This is a genomic window from Streptomyces sp. NPDC003011, assembly GCF_053591515.1.
The window spans coordinates 1-18,165 of record NZ_JBSFTY010000052.1; the positions used below are offsets into that span (position 1 = coordinate 1).

Here is an 18,165-nt window from a genome sequence, read left to right on the forward strand (position 1 = left end):
GCCTGCGACTTGGCGTACGCCGTGCCGAAGACGGAGTCGATGCCCATGACCTCGCCGGTGGAGCGCATCTCCGGGCCCAGGATCGTGTCCACGCCCCGCCCGTGGACGTCACGGAAACGCGACCACGGCATGACGGCCTCCTTGACGGAGATCGGCGCGTCCAGCGGCAGTTCACCGCCGTCGCCGGTCGCCGGGAGCAGGCCCTCGGCACGCAGCTCGGCGATGGTGGCGCCCAGGGAGATCCGGGCGGCGGCCTTGGCCAGCGGCACCGCGGTCGCCTTCGAGGTGAAGGGGACGGTGCGGGAGGCGCGCGGGTTGGCTTCCAGGACGTAGAGGATGTCGCCCGCCATCGCGAACTGGATGTTGATCAGGCCGCGGACGCCGACCCCCTTCGCGATGGCCTCCGTGGAGGCCCGCAGGCGCTTGATGTCGAAGCCGCCCAGCGTGATCGGGGGCAGCGCGCACGCCGAGTCGCCGGAGTGGATGCCGGCCTCCTCGATGTGTTCCATGACGCCGCCGAGGTAGAGCTCCTGGCCGTCGTAGAGGGCGTCGACGTCGATCTCGATCGCGTCGTCGAGGAAGCGGTCGACCAGGACCGGCCGCGAGGGGCTGATCTCGGTCGACTCGGCGATGTACGACTCCAGGCGGGTCTCGTCGTAGACGATCTCCATACCGCGCCCGCCGAGGACGTACGAGGGCCGCACCAGGACGGGGTAGCCGATCTCGTCGGCGATGGCCTTGGCGCCGGCGAAGGTGGTGGCGGTGCCGTGCTTGGGCGCCGGCAGCCCGGCCTCGGCGAGGACGCGGCCGAAGGCGCCGCGGTCCTCGGCGGCGTGGATGGCCTCGGGAGGCGTGCCGACGATGGGGACGCCGTTGTCCTTGAGCGCCTGCGCCAGGCCCAGCGGGGTCTGGCCGCCGAGCTGCACGATCACGCCCGCGATCGGGCCGGCCTGCGCCTCCGCGTGGACGATCTCCAGCACGTCCTCCAGCGTCAGCGGCTCGAAGTACAGCCGGCCGGAGGTGTCGTAGTCGGTGGAGACGGTCTCCGGGTTGCAGTTGACCATCACCGTCTCGTACCCGGCGTCCGACAGCGCGAAGGAGGCGTGCACGCAGGAGTAGTCGAACTCGATGCCCTGGCCGATGCGGTTGGGCCCGGAGCCCAGGATGATGACGGCCGGCTTCTCGCGCGGGGCGACCTCGCTCTCCTCGTCGTAGCAGGAGTAGAAGTACGGCGTCTTCGCGGCGAACTCGGCGGCGCAGGTGTCGACCGTCTTGTACACCGGGCGCAGGCCCAGCGCGTGCCGCACCTCGCGCACCACGTCCTCGCGCAGCCCCCGGATCTCGCCGATCTGCTGGTCGGAGAAGCCGTGCCGCTTGGCCTCGGCGAGCAGGTCGCGGGTCAGCTCCGGCGCCTGGGCGAGTTCGTCCGCGACCTCCTTGATGAGGAAGAGCTGGTCGACGAACCAGGGGTCGATCTTCGTGTAGTCGAAGATCTCCTCCGGCGTGGCACCGGCGCGGATGGCCTGCATGACGGTGTTGATCCGGCCGTCGGTCGGCCGGACCGCCTCCGTCAGGAGGGTGGCCTTGTCGCCGGGCTCGCCCACGAACGTGAACTGGCTGCCCTTCTTCTCCAGCGAGCGCAGCGCCTTCTGGAACGCCTCGGTGAAGTTGCGGCCGATCGCCATGGCCTCGCCCACCGACTTCATGGTCGTGGTCAGCGTGGAGTCGGCGGAGGGGAACTTCTCGAACGCGAAACGCGGAGCCTTCACGACCACGTAGTCGAGCGTCGGCTCGAAGGAGGCCGGGGTCTTCTCCGTGATGTCGTTCGGGATCTCATCCAGCGTGTAGCCGACGGCGAGCTTCGCGGCGATCTTGGCGATCGGGAAGCCGGTCGCCTTCGACGCCAGCGCCGAGGAGCGCGACACACGCGGGTTCATCTCGATGACGATCACCCGGCCGTCCGCGGGGTCCACCGCGAACTGGATGTTGCAGCCGCCGGTGTCGACGCCGACCTCGCGGATGATCGCGATGCCGATGTCCCGCAGGATCTGGTACTCACGGTCGGTGAGCGTCATCGCGGGGGCGACGGTGATCGAGTCGCCGGTGTGGACACCCATCGGGTCGAAGTTCTCGATGGAGCACACGACCACGACGTTGTCGTTCTTGTCGCGCATCAGCTCCAGCTCGTACTCCTTCCAGCCCAGGATGGACTCTTCCAGGAGCACCTCGGTGGTCGGCGAGAGCGTCAGGCCCTGGCCGGCGATCCGGCGCAGCTCCTCCTCGTCGTGCGCGAAGCCGGAGCCGGCGCCGCCCATGGTGAAGGACGGGCGGACGACGACGGGGTAGCCGCCGAGCTGCTCGACGCCCTTCAGCACGTCGTCCATGGAGTGGCAGATGTAGGACCGGGCGGACTCGCCGTGCCCGATCTTCTGGCGGACGGCCTCGACGACGTCCTTGAAGAGGTCGCGGTCCTCGCCCTTGTTGATGGCTTCGACGTTGGCGCCGATCAGCTCGACGCCGTACTTGTCCAGGACGCCGTTCTCGTGCATGGAGATCGCGGTGTTGAGGGCCGTCTGACCGCCCAGGGTGGGCAGCAGCGCGTCCGGCCGCTCCTTGGCGATGATCTTCTCGACGAACTCCGGGGTGATCGGCTCGACGTAGGTGGCGTCGGCGATCTCCGGGTCGGTCATGATCGTCGCCGGGTTGGAGTTGACGAGGACGACCCGCAGGCCCTCGGCCTTCAGGACCCGGCACGCCTGCGTGCCGGAGTAGTCGAACTCGGCGGCCTGGCCGATGACGATCGGACCGGAGCCGATGACCAGGACGGACTGGATATCGGTGCGCTTAGGCACGCTGGCCCTCCATCAGGGATACGAAGCGGTCGAACAGGTAGGCGGCATCGTGCGGGCCGGCCGCCGCTTCGGGGTGGTACTGGACGCTGAAGGCGGGGCGGTCGAGGAGCTGGAGCCCCTCCACCACATTGTCGTTCAGGCAGACGTGGGAGACCTCCGCACGGCCGAAGGGGGTCTCGGAGACCTGGTCCAGCGGGGCGTCCACGGCGAAGCCGTGGTTGTGCGCGGTGACCTCGACCTTGCCGGTCGAACGATCCTGCACCGGCTGGTTGATGCCGCGGTGGCCGTACTTCAGCTTGTACGTGCCAAAGCCCAGCGCCCGCCCCAGGATCTGGTTGCCGAAGCAGATGCCGAACAGCGGCGTGCCGCGCTCCAGCACCTCCCGCATGAGGGCGACCGGGTGGTCGGCGGCGGCCGGGTCGCCGGGCCCGTTGGAGAAGAACACGCCGTCGGGCTGGACGGCGTACACCTCCTCGGCGCTCGCGGTGGCGGGCAGCACGTGCACCTCGATGCCCCGCTGCGCCATCCGGTGCGGGGTCATGCCCTTGATGCCGAGGTCGACGGCGGCGACGGTGAACTTCTTCTCGCCGATCGCCGGGACGACGTACGCCTCCTGGGTGGCGACCTCCGCCGAGAGGTCGGCGCCCTTCATCCCGGGGACCTGGCGGACCTCGGCGAGCAGGGCGTCCTCGTCGCGCAGCGCCTCGCCGGAGAAGATGCCGACGCGCATGGCGCCGCGCTCGCGCAGATGGCGGGTCAGCGCGCGGGTGTCGATGCCGCAGATGCCCACCACCCCCTGCTCGCGCAGCTCGTCTTCGAGGGTGCGGCGGGAGCGCCAGCTGGACGGCACGCGCGCGGGGTCGCGCACGACGTATCCGGCGACCCAGATGCGCTTGGACTCGGGGTCCTCGTCGTTGATCCCGGTGTTGCCGACGTGCGGGGCGGTCATCACGACGACCTGGCGGTGGTACGACGGGTCGGTGAGGGTCTCCTGGTAGCCGGTCATGCCGGTGGAGAACACGGCCTCGCCGAAGGTCGCCCCCACGGCCCCGTACGCACGGCCGCGGAAGATCCGGCCGTCCTCCAGGACGAGTACGGCGGGAGCCTTCACGGATCCCCTGGTGGAGGTCGTCATCGTTCGGCGCCTTCCGTGGTGGTTGTCTTGATCATGGAGTTGATGGTGTCGGCCCACTCGTTGTGTTCGGCCGCGTGGTCGGAGCGGAAGCCGGAGTCGATCAGCCGCTCGCCGTGCGCCCAGGTCACCACGAGCAGGCCGCCCTCGGTCAGGACCTTGCCGGCGATGCCCTTGTCGAGCCGGGCCTCGCGCAGCGCCTCGACGGGGACGAAGAAGTCCGACGCCCCGGGACGTACGACGTCCAGTCCGGCGTCGGTCAGGGTGAGCTCGACCCGGCTGCGGGTGCCCAGGCCGTGCGCCACGATGCGGTCGAGCCACTGCCCGGCGGTGGTGGAGCCGTGGTAGCGGCCGCTCATCGTCAGTCTCGCCGCGCCGGGCCGGTCCGGCGCGGCCGGCAGCTCGGGCAGGTCGCCCTGGAGCGTGCCGCGCCATTTCCAGCCCTCGCGCATCAGCCAGTAGACGAGCGCCACGAAGAGGGCGAGTCCGACGAGCCAGCCGATGCGGGCGGCCCAGTCGGTGACCTCGGCCGATTTCTTCTCGGCGGCCAGCAGGATTACAGGTGTCACGTGAGCTTCCCGTCGACGAGCGTGGCCTTGCCCCGCAGCCACGTGTGCGTGACACGGCCCGGCAGCTCACGCCCCTCGTACGGGGTGTTCCGGCTGCGCGAGGCGAAGCCCGCGGGGTCCACGGACCCACGGTATGCCGTGTCGACGAGCGTGAGGTTGGCGGGCTCACCTGCCGAGACGGGACGGCCGTGGCCCTGTGCCCGCCCGATCCGCGCGGGCGTGAAGGACATCCGCTCGGCGACCTGGGCCCAGTCCAGCAGGCCCGTCTCCACCATGGTCTCCTGGACCACCGACAGCGCGGTCTCCAGGCCGACCATGCCCATGGCGGCCGCGGCCCACTCGCAGTCCTTGTCCTCGTGCGGGTGCGGGGCGTGGTCGGTGGCGACGATGTCGATCGTGCCGTCGGCGAGCGCCTCGCGCAGGGCGTGCACGTCCCGCTCGGTGCGCAGCGGCGGGTTGACCTTGAAGACCGGGTTGTACGTGCGCACCAGCTCGTCGGTGAGGAGCAGGTGGTGCGGGGTGACCTCGGCGGTGACGTCGATGCCGCGGGACTTGGCCCAGCGGACGATCTCGACGGACCCGGCGGTCGACAGGTGGCAGATGTGGACGCGGGAGCCGACGTGCTCGGCGAGCAGCACGTCCCGGGCGATGATCGACTCCTCGGCCACCGCGGGCCAGCCGCCGAGCCCCAGCTCGGCGGAGACGACGCCCTCGTTCATCTGGGCGCCCTCGGTCAGCCGCGGCTCCTGCGCGTGCTGGGCGACGACCCCGCCGAAGGCCTTCACGTACTCCAGGGCCCGCCGCATCATCACGGCGTCGTCGACGCACTTGCCGTCGTCGGAGAAGACGGTGACCCCGGCGGCCGACTCGTACATGGCGCCCAGCTCGGCGAGCTTCCTGCCCTCCAGGCCGACGGTGACGGCACCGATCGGCTGCACGTCGCAGTAGCCGTGCTCCTGGCCGAGCCGGTAGACCTGCTCGACCACGCCGGCGGTGTCGGCGACCGGGAAGGTGTTGGCCATGGCGAACACGGCGGTGTAGCCGCCGGAGGCAGCCGCGCGCGTGCCGGTCAGCACCGTCTCGGAGTCCTCGCGGCCGGGCTCGCGCAGGTGGGTGTGCAGGTCGACCAGGCCCGGCAGCAGCACCTTGCCGCCGGCCTCGACGACCACGGCCTCCTCGTCGGACAGGCCGGCGCCGACCTCGGCGATGATCTCGCCGTCGATCAGCACGTCCTGCGGCTCGCCGCCGAGCACCTTCGCACCACGGATCAGGATCTTGCTCATGTGTCCTACTTCTCCTCGATACGGGTGTGAGAGACGGCGGGCACGTTCTTCGCGTCGACCACGGCGCCGCCCAGCAGCAGATACAGGACGGCCATCCGGATGGAGACTCCGTTCGCGACCTGCTCGACGACGGTGCAGCGCTCGGAGTCGGCGACCTCGGCGGTGATCTCCATGCCGCGGACCATCGGACCCGGGTGCATCACGATGGCGTGCCCGGGCATCCGCGCCATGCGCTGGCCGTCGAGGCCGTACCGGCGCGCGTACTCGCGCTCGGTCGGGAAGAATGCCGCGTTCATGCGCTCCCGCTGGACCCGCAGCATCATCACCGCGTCCGACGTGGAGAGCGTGCTGTCCAGGTCGTACGACACCTCGCAGGGCCAGGCTTCGACGCCGACCGGCACCAGGGTGGGCGGGGCGACGAGGGTCACCTCGGCGCCGAGGGTGTGCAGCAGGTCGACGTTGGAGCGGGCGACCCGGCTGTGCAGGACGTCGCCGACGATCGTGATGCGCTTGCCGTCGAGGTCCTGGCCGAGCCCGGCGTCCCGGCCGACGAGTCGGCGGCGCATGGTGAACGCGTCCAGCAGCGCCTGGGTGGGGTGCTGGTGGGTGCCGTCACCGGCGTTGATGACGGCCGCGTCGATCCAGCCGGAGTTGGCGAGGCGGTACGGCGCCCCGGAGGCGCCGTGCCGGATCACGACGGCGTCGACGCCCATGGCCTCCAGGGTCTGGGCGGTGTCCTTCAGGGACTCGCCCTTGGACACGCTGGAGCCCTTGGCGGAGAAGTTGATGACGTCCGCGGACAGGCGCTTCTCGGCGGCCTCGAAGGAGATCCGGGTCCGGGTGGAGTCCTCGAAGAAGAGGTTGACGATCGTGCGGCCGCGCAGGGTGGGCAGTTTCTTGATCGGCCGGTCGGCGACCCGGGCCATCTCCTCGGCGGTGTCGAGGATCAGGACGGCGTCGTCGCGGGTGAGGTCGGCGGCCGAGATGAGATGACGCTGCATCTGTCAGGCTCCGTAGGGCAGTTCAGTTCGGGAGAATCCGGGCAGGCGAGGGCATGGCCACAGGGCGTACGGGCATGCCGTACACCGCGGCGCTACTGCTGCCGCTCGCCCGGGGCGGCCGGCTTCAGACCGAGCAGCACGGTGTCGCGACCGTCCTCCTCGGCGAGCTGGACCTTGACCGTCTCCCGCAACGACGTGGGGAGGTTCTTGCCGACGTAGTCGGCGCGGATGGGCAGTTCGCGGTGGCCTCTGTCGACCAGCACCGCGAGCTGCACGGCACGCGGACGCCCGAGGTCGTTCAGGGCGTCCAGGGCGGCGCGGATGGTGCGGCCGGAGAAGAGCACGTCGTCGACGAGGACGACCAGCCTGCCGTCGAGGCCGTCGCCGGGGATGTCGGTGCGGGCCAGCGCACGCGGCGGGTGCATGCGCAGGTCGTCGCGGTACATGGTGATGTCGAGCGAACCCACGGGGATCGTGCGCTCGGTGATCTGCTCCAGCTTGGCGGCGAGACGCTGGGCGAGGAAGACGCCCCGGGTCGGGATGCCGAGGAGCACCACGTCGTCGGCGCCCTTGGCGCGTTCGACGATCTCGTGGGCGATACGGGTCAACACCCGTGCGATGTCGGGGCCTTCGAGAACGGGCCGCGCGTCGGAGTGCTGCGGATCCTGCTGAGCGTCCATGGGAAACGGACCTCCTTCTCCGCCTCACGGGACGGACCTTAAAGGACGTCGGATTTGCGCCATCCACGGTAGCAGGTCGCAGGACACGCCAGATCACCCCTATGGCCCAACCGGCCACGGCCACCACGGAAGCATCGGTGCGGACCATTCGGCTTGACGCGGAAGAGTAACGCTGCGTAACCTCACAGTGAGTTACCAGCCGCGCGGCATGGAAAACCCCCAGCCGCGTCGACACAGTGTCCGGGGAGCTATATGTCCAGCGAATACGCCAAACAGCTCGGGGCCAAGCTCCGGGCCATCCGCACCCAGCAGGGCCTTTCCCTCCACGGTGTCGAGGAGAAGTCCCAGGGGCGCTGGAAGGCCGTCGTGGTCGGTTCGTACGAGCGCGGCGACCGCGCCGTGACCGTGCAGCGCCTCGCCGAGCTGGCGGATTTCTACGGCGTGCCGGTCCAGGAGCTGCTGCCGGGCACCACCCCGGGCGGTGCCGCCGAGCCGCCGCCGAAGCTGGTCCTGGACCTGGAGCGGCTGGCGCACGTGCCGGCCGAGAAGGCGGGCCCGCTGCAGCGGTACGCGGCCACGATCCAGTCGCAGCGCGGTGACTACAACGGCAAGGTGCTCTCGATCCGTCAGGACGACCTGCGCACACTCGCCGTCATCTACGACCAGTCGCCCTCCGTCCTCACCGAGCAGCTGATCAGCTGGGGCGTGCTGGACGCGGACGCGCGCCGTGCGGTGGCGTCCCACGAGGAGAGCTGAACCGCTTCCCGCCTCTGCAGAAACGTGCCGTCGGGGTGGCCGGAACTTCACGGTTCCGGCCACCCCGGCGGCTTTCTGCGCCCGTCAGGGGCCCCAGTGGCACCGGGACGCCGCAGGGCCCGCAGCAGTCGCGCTGCGGGCCCTGAACGCGGGTCGTACTGCTTGCGGGTACCTGTCACGCCTCGTCGCGGCGCAGCGAGGGCTTCAGCTCTTTGAAGCGGCCGAGCAGACCGTTGACGAACGAGGGCGACTCGTCCGTGGAGAACTCCTTCGCCAGCTGCACCATCTCGTCGAGCACGACGGCGTCCGGCGTCTCGTCCGTCCAGATCAGCTCGTAGGCGCCCAGACGCAGGATGTTGCGGTCGACGACCGGCATCCGGTCGAGCGTCCAGCCGACCGAGTACTGCGCGATCAGCTCGTCGATGCGCTGCGCGTGCTGCGCGTAGCCTTCGACCAGCTGCATCGTGTACTCGCTCACCGGGGGCTGCCGGGTGTCGTCCCGGGAGAGCCGGATCCAGTCCGCGAGGACCGTCAGGACGTCCGCGTCTCGCTGGTCGCCCTCGAAGAGGATCTGGAAGGCACGCTTGCGGGCCGTGTTGCGGGCAGCCACGGTTAGCTGTTCACCCGGCCGAGGTAGTCGCTCGAGCGGGTGTCGACCTTGATCTTCTCACCGGTGGTGATGAAGAGCGGGACCTGGATCTGGTGGCCGGTCTCCAGAGTGGCGGGCTTGGTGCCGCCGGTGGAGCGGTCGCCCTGCACGCCCGGCTCGGTCTCCTGGACGACCAGCTCGACGGCGGCCGGCAGCTCGACGAAGAGCACCTCGCCCTCGTGCTGCGCCACGGTGGCCGTGAAGCCCTCGATCAGGAAGTTCGCGGCGTCGCCGACGGCCTTCCGGTCGACCATGAGCTGGTCGTAGGTCTCCATGTCCATGAAGACGAAGTACTCGCCGTCCATGTACGAGAACTGCATGTCGCGCTTGTCGACAGTGGCCGTCTCGACCTTGACACCGGCGTTGAAGGTCTTGTCGACGACCTTGCCGGAGAGCACGTTCTTGAGCTTGGTGCGCACGAAGGCCGGGCCCTTACCGGGCTTGACGTGCTGGAACTCGACGACGGACCACAGCTGGCCGCCATCGAGCTTGAGCACCATGCCGTTCTTGAGGTCGTTCGTGGAAGCCACGGTTGCGGAATCTCCTGGACTGACGTGGACGACCCCGGCGCACGCACCTGGCTAAAGGGCGAGCAGCTCCTTGGTCGTGATGGTGAGTAGCTCGGGTCCGCCGTCCGCCTCGGGGCGGACGACGAGCGTGTCATCGATCCGGACGCCGCCCCGGCCCGGGAGGTGGACCCCGGGTTCGACGGTGACCGGCACGCAAGCGTCCAGTTTACCCATGGCCGCGGGGCCCAACTGCGGGTCCTCGGCGATTTCGAGTCCGACACCGTGTCCCGTCAGGGCGGGGAGGCTCTCCGCGTACCCCGCGGAGTCCAGCACCTGACGTGCGGCACGGTCCACCTCGCGGCAGGCGACACCCGGGGCCAGCGCCTCCCGGCCGGCGCGCTGAGCGGCGAAGACGAGGTCGTACAGCTCGATCTGCCAGTCGGTGGGGGACGTACCGATGACGAAGGTGCGGCCGATCTCGCAGCGGTAGCCGCGGTAGGTCGCGCCGAGGCAGACGGAGAGGAAGTCGCCCTCCTCGACCCGTCGGTCGGTGGGCCGGTGGCCGCGTCTGCCGGAGTTCGGGCCGGTGGCCACGGAGGTCGCGAAGGCGGGGCCGTCGGCGCCGTGGTCGACGAGGCGGCGCTCCAGTTCGAGGGCGAGGTGGCGTTCGGTGCGGCCGACGAGGATGGATTCGAGCAGCTCGCCCAGTGCCTGGTCGGCGATCTCGGCGCCGATCCGCAGGCAGGAGATCTCCTCCTCGTCCTTGACCACTCGCAGCTGTTCGACCGCGCCGCCCAGGTCGGCCAGGCGCAGCCGCGGTGCGACCGAGCGGATGGCCCGGTGCCGGGCGACCGTGAGGTGGTGCTCCTCGACGGCGAGGGCGTCACCGGTCTGCGCCACCGCGAGGCCGGCCGCCGCGACGGCGGGATCGGCGCCGGGTCCGGACAGCCGCTGCACGCGCAGCGCCTCGTCGGGCCGGCCGTACCCGAAGCGGTCGTCCGGCGGGCCGGGACACAGCAGCATGTCCTCGGTCCTGCCGAGCAGCAGAACGGCGCCGTGCGGGGCGGTGCCTGCGAGGTAGCGGACGTTGGCGGGGCGGGAGACCAGCGCGGAGGCGCTGCCGCTGGCTTGGCAGCGTTCCCGTAGGCGGGCTCGGCGAGCGGCGTAGACCTCTGACATGACACGAGCGTAGGAGCTTGGCAGGTGGGCCGCCGCTCGGGAGAGGCCGAGTGGGGCCGAGTGGGCAGGCGCCGATCGGGGAGGAGGGATGCCCCGGGCCGTCGCCCGCCGTCCGCGGTCCTGGGGCGCATCGCGCCCGCCCGGCAGCCGGCGCCCCCGAGGGGGTCTGGTGCCGCCGGTTCACCACTGCGGCGGGCTCGCGATCGATCGTGCCAGTACGTCGTCCAGGATCTGGGCCGTCTGTGGGACGTCGAGCTGGGAGTTGTCGATGATCGGGAGGCCGGAGCCGTACCAGCCGGCCATGCGGCCGTGGATTCGGGCGACCTCCTCGTCGGCGAGGCGACGGTTGCCGGCGCGTTCGGCGTTGCGTTCCAGGACGATCTCCAGGCCGGGCAACAGCACCACCGGCAGCAGGCCCGGGCCCACGTGCCGCTTCCAGCCCCCGAGGCCGACGACCGGGCGGTCGGGGAAGACGGCGTCGTCGAGGATGCACGAGATGCCGTTGGCCAGGAAGTTGCGCGCGGCGAAGCCGCAGGTGCGGCGGGCCAGACGGTACTGCGCCTCGGAGTGGTCGTTCCACCCGGACTGGGGGTCGGCGAAGCCGGAGCGGACCCATTCGCGGACGTCGTCGAGGCTGATGTGGGCGGTGGGGACCCGGCGGTGGTCCGCCCAGTACTTGGCGACGCTGGTCTTGCCGGCGCCCGCGGGGCCGATGAGCAGCACCGCGAGGGTGGTGCCGGCCGGGTCGGGGGTGGCTGTGGCGGGGGGCGCGCTGGGCATGGCGACGGGGCCGCCGGGCGGCAGCGGCACATGGCCGCTGGTGTCCGGGGCCGAGGGCGCGGGGGCGTGCTGAGGCGTGGGGGGCACCGGCGCCGCGGGGGCGCCGGTGAACCCCGGGGCGGGAGGCGGCGGGGGGACGGGGGCGGGGCCCTGGTGTGCGCCCGGGGGGTGCGGGCCCGGATGGTGCGCGGCCGGCGACCAGCCGGTGGCCGGTCCGCCCCCCGGCTGGTGGGGCGGTGGCAGCGGAGAACCCACTGCGTGCTGCATCCGGTGCCACTCCGTCTCGTATCAGGCGATGGGCGCTGACAGCGGGGCGGACCCGCTTTCCCCCACAGCCTAAAGGGCGTGGGTAAGGCTCCGTTCGAACGGTACCGCCCCCTCCGTCATGTGGGGAAACGGCCGGGGGCGGTCCGAAGTGCCCGGTGGCGTACGGCGCGTCGGGCCGAGGGGGCTGGCGGGACCTACTGGCCCACCTCTCCGTACGCGGCGAGGAGGACGGCCGGGTCGGGCCCCTCCAGGACGGTGGGCTTGGCCAGGCCGTCCAGGACGATGAAGCGCAGCAGGTCGCCGCGGGACTTCTTGTCGACCTTCATGTTCTCCAGCAGCTTGGGCCACTGGTCGTAGCGGTAGTGCAGCGGCAGGCCCACCGACTCCAGCACCGTGCGGTGCCGGTCGGCCGTGGCGTCGTCCAACCGGCCCGCGAGACGGCCGAGTTCGGCGGCGAAGTGCATGCCCACGGCGACGGCGGCGCCGTGCCGCCACTGGTAGCGCTCGTTCTTCTCGATGGCGTGCGCGAGCGTGTGGCCGTAGTTGAGGATCTCCCTGAGGCCCGACTCCTTGAGGTCGGAGGAGACGACCTCGGCCTTGACCCGGATGGAGCGCTCGATGAGCTCGGCGGTGTGCGGGCCCGCCGGGGTGCGGGCGGCCTCCGGGTCGGCCTCGATGAGTTCGAGGATCCTCGGGTCGGCGATGAAGCCGGCCTTGATGATCTCGGCGAGCCCGGAGACGTAGTCGTTGGCCGGGAGGGAGTCCAGCGCGGCCAGGTCACACAGCACGCCGGCCGGCGGGTGGAACGAGCCGACGAGGTTCTTGCCCTCGGCGGTGTTGATGCCGGTCTTGCCGCCGACGGCCGCGTCCACCATGGCCAGCACGGTGGTCGGCACCGCGATCCAGCGCACGCCGCGCAGCCAGGTCGCGGCCACGAACCCGGCGAGGTCGGTGGTCGCGCCGCCGCCGACGCCGATGATGACGTCGGTGCGGGTGAACCCGGACTGGCCGAGCGCCTTCCAGCAGTAGGCGGCGACCTCGGCGGTCTTGGCCTCCTCCGCGTTCGGCACCTGGATGGCCACGGCCTCGTAACCCTGCCCGGCCAGGTCACCGCGGAGCGCGTCGCCGGTCTCGGCGAGCGCCTCGGGGTGGACGACCGCGACCCGCTTGGCCTTGTCACCGATCAACCCGCCGAGCTCACCCAGCAGTTGACGGCCCACCAGGACCTCGTACGGTTCGCTGCCCGCGGTGCCGCCGACCTGGATGCGGGTGACTGCCTCGCTCATGCGTTCTTCAACTCCAGTGCGTCCAGGGCGGCTTGGGTGACCTCTTCGGGCGTACGGCCGTCGGTCGGTACGACAGCCGTGGCAAGCCCCTCGTACAGGTGACGACGGGCTTCCATCAGCTCGCGCCACTGCTTGCGCGGGTTGACCGCCAGCAGTGGCCGGGCCGCGTTGAGGCCGGTGCGCCTGACCGCCTCCTCGACGTCCATCGAGAGGTAGACGACGCGCTGCCCCGCGAGCGACGCGCGCGTGCCCGCGTCCAGGATCGCGCCGCCGCCGAGGGCGAGGACACCGTCGTGCTCGGCGAGCGCCTTGGCGACGGCCTGCTTCTCGATCGCGCGGAAGGCCGGTTCGCCCTCGTCGACGAAGATCTCGGCGATCGTCCGGCCCTGCTCGGCCACGATGTCCTCGTCGGAGTCCCGGTAGCGCACGCCGAGCCGTTCGGCGAGCAGTCGTCCGACGGTGGACTTGCCGACACCCATCGGACCGACCAGGACGACCAGGGGCACCGCGTTCATCGGATCGCCAGGTGCTCGAGGTACGAGCGCACGTTGCGGCGGGTCTCGGGCACGCTGTCGCCGCCGAACTTCTCCGCGACCGCGTCCGCCAGGACCAGCGCGACCATCGCCTCGGCGACGATGCCGGCCGCCGGGACCGCGCACACGTCGGAGCGCTGGTGGTGGGCGGCCGTCGCCTCGCCGGTGACGACGTCCACGGTCTTCAGGGCCCGGGGCACGGTCGCGATCGGCTTCATCGCGGCGCGCACCCGCAGCAGCTCGCCGGTGCTCAGACCGCCCTCGGTACCGCCGGAGCGGCCCGAGGTGCGCCTGATGCCCTCGTCGGTGGCGACGATCTCGTCGTGCGCCTGCGAGCCCGGCACCCGCGCCAGACCGAAGCCGTCGCCCAGCTCCACGCCCTTGATCGCCTGGATGCCCATCAGCGCGGCGGCCAGCCGCGCGTCCAGCTTGCGGTCCCAGTGCACGTGCGAGCCGAGGCCGACGGGCACGCCGTACGCCAGCACCTCGACCACGCCGCCCAGGGTGTCGCCGTCCTTGTGGGCCTGGTCGATCTCCGCGACCATCGCCTTCGACGCGTCCGCGTCCAGGCAGCGCACCGGGTCGGCGTCCAGCTTCTCGACGTCGGAGGGCTTGGGGTAGACGCCGTGGGGCGCCTTCGCCGCGGCCAGCTCGACGACGTGCGAGACGATCTCGATGCCGGCCGTCTCCTTCAGGTACGAGCGGGCCACCGCGCCCAGCGCCACCCGGGCCGCCGTCTCCCGGGCGGAGGCCCGCTCCAGGATCGGCCGGGCCTCGTCGAAGCCGTACTTCTGCATCCCGGCGAGGTCGGCGTGACCGGGGCGCGGCCGGGTCAGCGGGGCGTTGCGGGCCAGGCCCGCCAGGATCTCGGGGTCGACGGGGTCGGCCGCCATGACCTGCTCCCACTTCGGCCACTCGGAGTTGCCCACCATGATCGCGACCGGGGAGCCGAGGGTGAGGCCGTGCCGCACACCGCCGATGAAGGTGATCTCGTCGCGCTCGAACTTCATGCGGGCACCGCGTCCATAGCCGAGCCGGCGCCGGGCCAGGTGGTCCGCCACCATCTCCGTGGTGATCGGCACGCCGGCGGGAAGTCCCTCCAGCGTCGCGACGAGTGCGGGACCGTGGGACTCCCCCGCGGTCAGCCAGCGCAACCTGCTCAACGGTGCTCCTCAGTGCTCGCGCCTGGTACTGCCGTCCCTACGCGCGTCCTCGCGTACGGCAACGGCGCGACCGGGTGCGCGGTCCCGGCCCGCCACCTCCGATCCTCCCACGTCCGGGCGCCGGTACCGGCCGCCGGTCCACAGGGCGGACGGGACACCGTGTTCCCGGCCTGAACCGGGCGGCGCCTGGGGCGTGTTTCGAAAGTGGCGTCGTTGGCCCGGAGGGCGGGGCTCGCGGCGTCTGGTGCGGTGCATCGCAAGGCGGAGGGTCGTCCGCGTACCGGGTGTACGTGGACGATCCCGACAACGCGGCGAGGTGCCGTGCCAGGCGTCGCGAGCCAGACGGGACTTTCGAAACACGCCCCTAGCGGGCCGCGAGCGCGTGCTCGCCGGCCTTGCGCATCACGTCCAGCGGGGCGGGTGTGCGCCCGGTCATCAGCTCCACCTGGAGGACGGCCTGGTGCACCAGCAGGTCGAGCCCGCTGACCACCGCCCCGCCGTACGCCGACCAGCGGGCGGCGAGCGCGGTCGGCCACGGGTCGTAGAGCACGTCGAACAGGGTGGCAGGCCGTTCCGGCAGGGCGCAGGACAGCGCGTCGGTCGTACCGGCCGGAGTGGTGGCGACGACGAGCGGGGCGCGCAGGGCCTCGGCGGCGTCCGCCCAGTCCGCCGTCCGCACCTCCATGTCGAGCCGCTCGCCCCACTGCCGCATCTCGGCGGCGCGGGCCTCGCTGCGGACGTAGGCGACGACCTCGCCGGTGCAGATCCGGGCCAGTGCGGCGAGCGCGGAGGAGGCGGTGGCGCCGGCGCCGAGGATCGCCGCCGAGTCGACCTGTTCGATGCCGTGTTCCCTGAGGGCCGCGACCATGCCGGGGATGTCGGTGTTGTCGCCGACGCGGCGGCCGTCCTTGGCGCACACCACCGTGTTGACCGTGCCGACCGAGGCGGCCGTCTCGCTGATCTCGTCGAGCAGCGGGATGACGGCCCGCTTCAGCGGCATGGTCACCGACAGCCCGGCCCACTCCGGTCCGAGCTGGGCGAAGAATGCGGGCAGGGCCGCCTCGTCGAGCTCGATGCGGTCGTACGACCAGCCGGTGAGGCCCAGTTCCGCGTAGGCGGCGCGGTGCAGCGCCGGGGAGAGGGAGTGGGCGATGGGCTTGCCGAGCACGGCGGCCCGGCGGACGTCAGTTGCCCGTGCTCTCATTGAACTTTTCCTTGAGCTTCAGGAAGGCGTCGTGGGTCTTGGCGAACTCGGTCTTGTTCGCCCCGTCGGTCGCGACGAAGTAGTACCAGCCCTCGTCGGTCGGATTCAGCGTCGCCTTCATCGCCGTCTCGCCCGGGTTGTCGATCGGACCGGGCGGCAGACCCTTCTGCGTGTACGTGTTGTACGGGTCCTGGTTGCTGTTGATCTCCGACTCGCTGATGTCGATGTTGCTCTGGCCCTTCAGGTAGTTGAAGGTCGAGTCGAACTGCAGCAGGCCGTACGTCTCGGGGTTGGCGAGGTCGAGACGGTTGTAGATCACCTCGGACATCTTCCGGTAGTCGTCCTCGGTCTTGCCCTCGGCCTCGACGAGGCTGGCGACCGTGACGAGCTGGAGCGGGCTGTCCAGCTTGAGCGCCTTGGCCTTGGCTTCCAGGCCGTACGCGTCGTACTTCCTGGCGGCCTGGCTCACCATCTCCTTCAGGACCGTCTCGGGCTTCATGCCCTTGGCGGCGGGATAGGTGCCCGGGTAGAGGAATCCTTCCAGCGGATCCTTGATGTCGCTGTTGTCGTTCGCCCAGTCCGGAAGGCCGAGGCTCCCGAGTTTCTTCTCGGCGGCCTTCGCGGTCGTGCCGGACGACAGTTCGAGCTGCTCGTCGATCGCCTTGTAGACACTCGCATTGCGCTCGCCCGGCTTGACCAGCACGTTGTTCTGGCTCTTCGGGTCGAGCATCATCGCGATGGCGCTCTCGGCGGACATCTCCTTCTTCAGCAGGTAGGCGCCCGCCTGGATCTTGTCGCCGTCGGGATTCTGCTGCTGCGCGGAGACGAAGGCGTCGACGCTCTTGACGACACCGGCGTCCTTCAGCTTCTGGCCGATCGTCGACCCGAAGGCCCCCTTGGGGATGACGACGGACACCGTCTCGCCCGTGCCCTCGCCCGCGAAGTCCGGTGCCGATCCGAAGCGGTTCTGATAGAACTGGTAGCCGAAATATCCGACTCCGCCCAGTCCGCCGCCGAACACCAGCAGGACCACCAGGCAGGCGCACCCGTTGCGGCGCTTCTTCTCCTTGCCGCTCCGGCCGCGCCGGTCGCCGCGTCCGCCGCGGTCGCCCGGCTCGTCGCCGTCGGTGTCGTCGTCGCCCGCGAAGAAGGCGTGTTCGCCCTGGTCGGGGCCGGGATCCCAGTCGGTCCGCGGCTCGGGTTCGGCGCGTCGGCGGGCCGGCGGCTCCGGTGGCGGGTAGGCGTCCGGGGTGCCGTAGTAGTCGGGCTGCTCTCCGCCGTACGACGTGCCCTGCTGCCCGTACGGGTCCGACGGGTCGGTGTACTGGGGGTGCGCGGGCGGGCCCGTGGTCCAGCCGTTGTTGTCGTACTGCTGTTGCTGCTGCGGTTGCTGCGGTTGCTGCTGCTGGGCCGCGTAGTCCTGCTGACCGTGCTGCTGGTCGTACTGCTGCTGCTCGTACTGCTGCTGGTCGTACTGCTGCTGGTGCTGCTGCGCCTGACCGTATGCGGCCTGCTGGCCGTCGCCCCAGCCTCCGTCGTCGTACTGCGGCTGCTGCGGCTGCTGCGGCTGCTCCGGATAGTGCTGCGGCTGGCCGCCGTAGGGGGACTGCTGGCCCGCCTCGGCCTGCTGTCCGCCCCATCCGCCGTCCCCGTACAACGGGTCCTCCGGATGCCACGGTTCGGAGCCTTGGCCCCGGCCATACTCAGTCATCGATCCCCTAGAGCCGCGAGGCGGCGGGCGCCTGATCACGGCCCGGCTCCCGTCCCGCCTCTCTCTGTGCGGTGGCTGTTCGAATGCCGCCACATCGCGCGGAACGTTACCGTATCGCGATCAGATGACCACTTCGACGCCCTCGCCGGGTGCTTTACCTGACACCCGTTCGGATTCCAACGCCTGCTGAAGGATGATCACGGCCGCTGCCTGGTCGATGACCGATCTGCCCTTCTTCGACTTCACTCCCGAGGCGCGCAGTCCCTGACTGGCCGTCACGGTCGTCATCCGCTCGTCGACGAGTCTCACCGCCACCGGCGCGATGCCCTTCGCGAGTTCCTGGGCGAAGCCCCGGACCTTGACCGCGGCCGGGCCCTCGCCCCCCTTGAGGGAGCGGGGCAGACCGACGACGACCTCGATCGGCTCGTACTCCTCGACCAGTTGCCTCAGCCTGCGGTGCGCTGCCGGGACGTCCCGGCCGGGGACCGTCTCCACCGGCGTGGCGAGGATCCCGTCGGGGTCGCACGAGGCGACCCCGATGCGGGCGTCCCCGACGTCGATCGCGAGGCGACGGCCACGGCGCATCACCGGGCCGTCCCCGCGCGCCTGTC

Annotated in this window: 17 protein-coding genes; 1 reads left to right on the forward strand and 16 read right to left on the reverse strand. The window is 71.0% G+C overall.

Features of this window, described 5'->3' with window-relative positions:
* From carB to pyrR, 6 genes are all read right to left on the reverse strand, one after another.
* Window positions 1–2,852, reverse strand: a 2,852-nt coding sequence (gene carB, locus ACWD0J_RS25435; protein WP_451498141.1) for a carbamoyl-phosphate synthase large subunit, incomplete at its 3' end; no start/stop codon positions are given.
* Window positions 2,845–3,987 carry a glutamine-hydrolyzing carbamoyl-phosphate synthase small subunit gene (gene carA, locus ACWD0J_RS25440; RefSeq protein WP_451498142.1) on the reverse strand — a complete coding sequence of 381 codons (1,143 nt, stop codon included), beginning with the start codon at window positions 3,985–3,987 and terminating at the stop codon, window positions 2,845–2,847. The genes carB and carA, both read right to left, overlap by 8 nt.
* Window positions 3,984–4,553 carry a PH-like domain-containing protein gene (locus ACWD0J_RS25445; RefSeq protein WP_451498143.1) on the reverse strand — a complete coding sequence of 190 codons (570 nt, stop codon included), beginning with the start codon at window positions 4,551–4,553 and terminating at the stop codon, window positions 3,984–3,986. Before ACWD0J_RS25445 ends, carA begins: the two co-directional genes overlap by 4 nt.
* Window positions 4,550–5,836, reverse strand: a complete 1,287-nt coding sequence (locus tag ACWD0J_RS25450; protein WP_451498144.1) for a dihydroorotase — start codon at window positions 5,834–5,836, stop codon at window positions 4,550–4,552. The genes ACWD0J_RS25445 and ACWD0J_RS25450 overlap by 4 nt, the downstream gene beginning before the upstream one ends.
* Window positions 5,837–5,841: 5 nt before the next feature.
* Entirely contained in the window at window positions 5,842–6,837 is a 996-nt protein-coding gene (locus tag ACWD0J_RS25455) for an aspartate carbamoyltransferase catalytic subunit (RefSeq protein ID WP_451498145.1), read from the reverse strand.
* 92 nt (window positions 6,838–6,929) lie between these two features.
* The gene (gene pyrR, locus ACWD0J_RS25460) at window positions 6,930–7,517 is read right to left on the reverse strand and encodes a bifunctional pyr operon transcriptional regulator/uracil phosphoribosyltransferase PyrR (protein WP_451498146.1); all 588 of its coding nucleotides are present in this window, start codon (window positions 7,515–7,517) and stop codon (window positions 6,930–6,932) included.
* 252 nt (window positions 7,518–7,769) lie between these two features.
* On the opposite strand from pyrR, the gene bldD reads away from it, so the two are divergent.
* Window positions 7,770–8,273 carry a transcriptional regulator BldD gene (bldD, locus tag ACWD0J_RS25465; RefSeq protein ID WP_030038549.1) on the forward strand — a complete coding sequence of 168 codons (504 nt, stop codon included), beginning with the start codon at window positions 7,770–7,772 and terminating at the stop codon, window positions 8,271–8,273.
* A gap of 175 nt (window positions 8,274–8,448) precedes the next feature.
* Here bldD and nusB read toward each other — a convergent pair whose 3' ends face one another.
* From nusB to ruvX, 10 genes are all read right to left on the reverse strand, one after another.
* Complete coding sequence (gene nusB, locus ACWD0J_RS25470) at window positions 8,449–8,883, reverse strand: transcription antitermination factor NusB (protein ID WP_451498147.1); 435 nt, start codon at window positions 8,881–8,883, stop codon at window positions 8,449–8,451.
* A gap of 2 nt (window positions 8,884–8,885) precedes the next feature.
* Window positions 8,886–9,452, reverse strand: coding sequence for an elongation factor P (efp, locus tag ACWD0J_RS25475; RefSeq protein ID WP_451498148.1), 567 nt, complete (start codon window positions 9,450–9,452; stop codon window positions 8,886–8,888).
* 51 nt (window positions 9,453–9,503) lie between these two features.
* Window positions 9,504–10,610 (reverse strand): aminopeptidase P family protein, encoded by a 1,107-nt coding sequence (locus tag ACWD0J_RS25480; RefSeq protein ID WP_451498149.1) that lies wholly within the window; start codon window positions 10,608–10,610, stop codon window positions 9,504–9,506.
* Window positions 10,611–10,790: 180 nt separating this feature from the next.
* Window positions 10,791–11,657 carry a Pro-rich N-terminal domain-containing protein gene (locus ACWD0J_RS25485; RefSeq protein ID WP_451498150.1) on the reverse strand — a complete coding sequence of 289 codons (867 nt, stop codon included), beginning with the start codon at window positions 11,655–11,657 and terminating at the stop codon, window positions 10,791–10,793.
* Window positions 11,658–11,851: 194 nt separating this feature from the next.
* Window positions 11,852–12,943: a 3-dehydroquinate synthase gene (aroB, locus tag ACWD0J_RS25490; protein ID WP_451498151.1), complete on the reverse strand. Its 1,092-nt coding sequence runs from the start codon at window positions 12,941–12,943 to the stop codon at window positions 11,852–11,854.
* Window positions 12,940–13,458, reverse strand: coding sequence for a shikimate kinase (locus tag ACWD0J_RS25495; protein ID WP_451498152.1), 519 nt, complete (start codon window positions 13,456–13,458; stop codon window positions 12,940–12,942). The genes aroB and ACWD0J_RS25495 overlap by 4 nt, the downstream gene beginning before the upstream one ends.
* Window positions 13,455–14,639 carry a chorismate synthase gene (aroC, locus tag ACWD0J_RS25500; RefSeq protein WP_451498153.1) on the reverse strand — a complete coding sequence of 395 codons (1,185 nt, stop codon included), beginning with the start codon at window positions 14,637–14,639 and terminating at the stop codon, window positions 13,455–13,457. Before aroC ends, ACWD0J_RS25495 begins: the two co-directional genes overlap by 4 nt.
* Before the next feature lie 364 nt (window positions 14,640–15,003).
* A complete protein-coding gene (locus ACWD0J_RS25505; RefSeq protein ID WP_451498154.1) occupies window positions 15,004–15,843 on the reverse strand; it encodes a shikimate dehydrogenase in 840 nt (279 codons plus the stop codon).
* Entirely contained in the window at window positions 15,824–17,554 is a 1,731-nt protein-coding gene (mltG, locus tag ACWD0J_RS25510) for an endolytic transglycosylase MltG (protein WP_451498155.1), read from the reverse strand. The genes ACWD0J_RS25505 and mltG overlap by 20 nt, the downstream gene beginning before the upstream one ends.
* Window positions 17,555–17,674: 120 nt before the next feature.
* Window positions 17,675–18,139 (reverse strand): Holliday junction resolvase RuvX, encoded by a 465-nt coding sequence (ruvX, locus tag ACWD0J_RS25515; RefSeq protein ID WP_451498196.1) that lies wholly within the window; start codon window positions 18,137–18,139, stop codon window positions 17,675–17,677.
* Window positions 18,140–18,165 lie beyond the last annotated feature (26 nt).

Coding starts and splice junctions, on each gene's coding strand:
- carA (WP_451498142.1), bottom strand. CDS start 3,987: ATGACGACCTCCACCAGGGGATCCGTGAAGGCTCCCGCCGTACTCGTC.
- ACWD0J_RS25450 (WP_451498144.1), bottom strand. CDS start 5,836: ATGAGCAAGATCCTGATCCGTGGTGCGAAGGTGCTCGGCGGCGAGCCG.
- ACWD0J_RS25455 (WP_451498145.1), bottom strand. CDS start 6,837: ATGCAGCGTCATCTCATCTCGGCCGCCGACCTCACCCGCGACGACGCC.
- pyrR (WP_451498146.1), bottom strand. CDS start 7,517: ATGGACGCTCAGCAGGATCCGCAGCACTCCGACGCGCGGCCCGTTCTC.
- bldD (WP_030038549.1), top strand. CDS start 7,770: ATGTCCAGCGAATACGCCAAACAGCTCGGGGCCAAGCTCCGGGCCATC.
- ACWD0J_RS25480 (WP_451498149.1), bottom strand. CDS start 10,610: ATGTCAGAGGTCTACGCCGCTCGCCGAGCCCGCCTACGGGAACGCTGC.
- ACWD0J_RS25485 (WP_451498150.1), bottom strand. CDS start 11,657: ATGCAGCACGCAGTGGGTTCTCCGCTGCCACCGCCCCACCAGCCGGGG.
- aroB (WP_451498151.1), bottom strand. CDS start 12,943: ATGAGCGAGGCAGTCACCCGCATCCAGGTCGGCGGCACCGCGGGCAGC.
- ACWD0J_RS25495 (WP_451498152.1), bottom strand. CDS start 13,458: ATGAACGCGGTGCCCCTGGTCGTCCTGGTCGGTCCGATGGGTGTCGGC.
- ACWD0J_RS25505 (WP_451498154.1), bottom strand. CDS start 15,843: ATGAGAGCACGGGCAACTGACGTCCGCCGGGCCGCCGTGCTCGGCAAG.
- mltG (WP_451498155.1), bottom strand. CDS start 17,554: ATGACTGAGTATGGCCGGGGCCAAGGCTCCGAACCGTGGCATCCGGAG.
- ruvX (WP_451498196.1), bottom strand. CDS start 18,139: ATGCGCCGTGGCCGTCGCCTCGCGATCGACGTCGGGGACGCCCGCATC.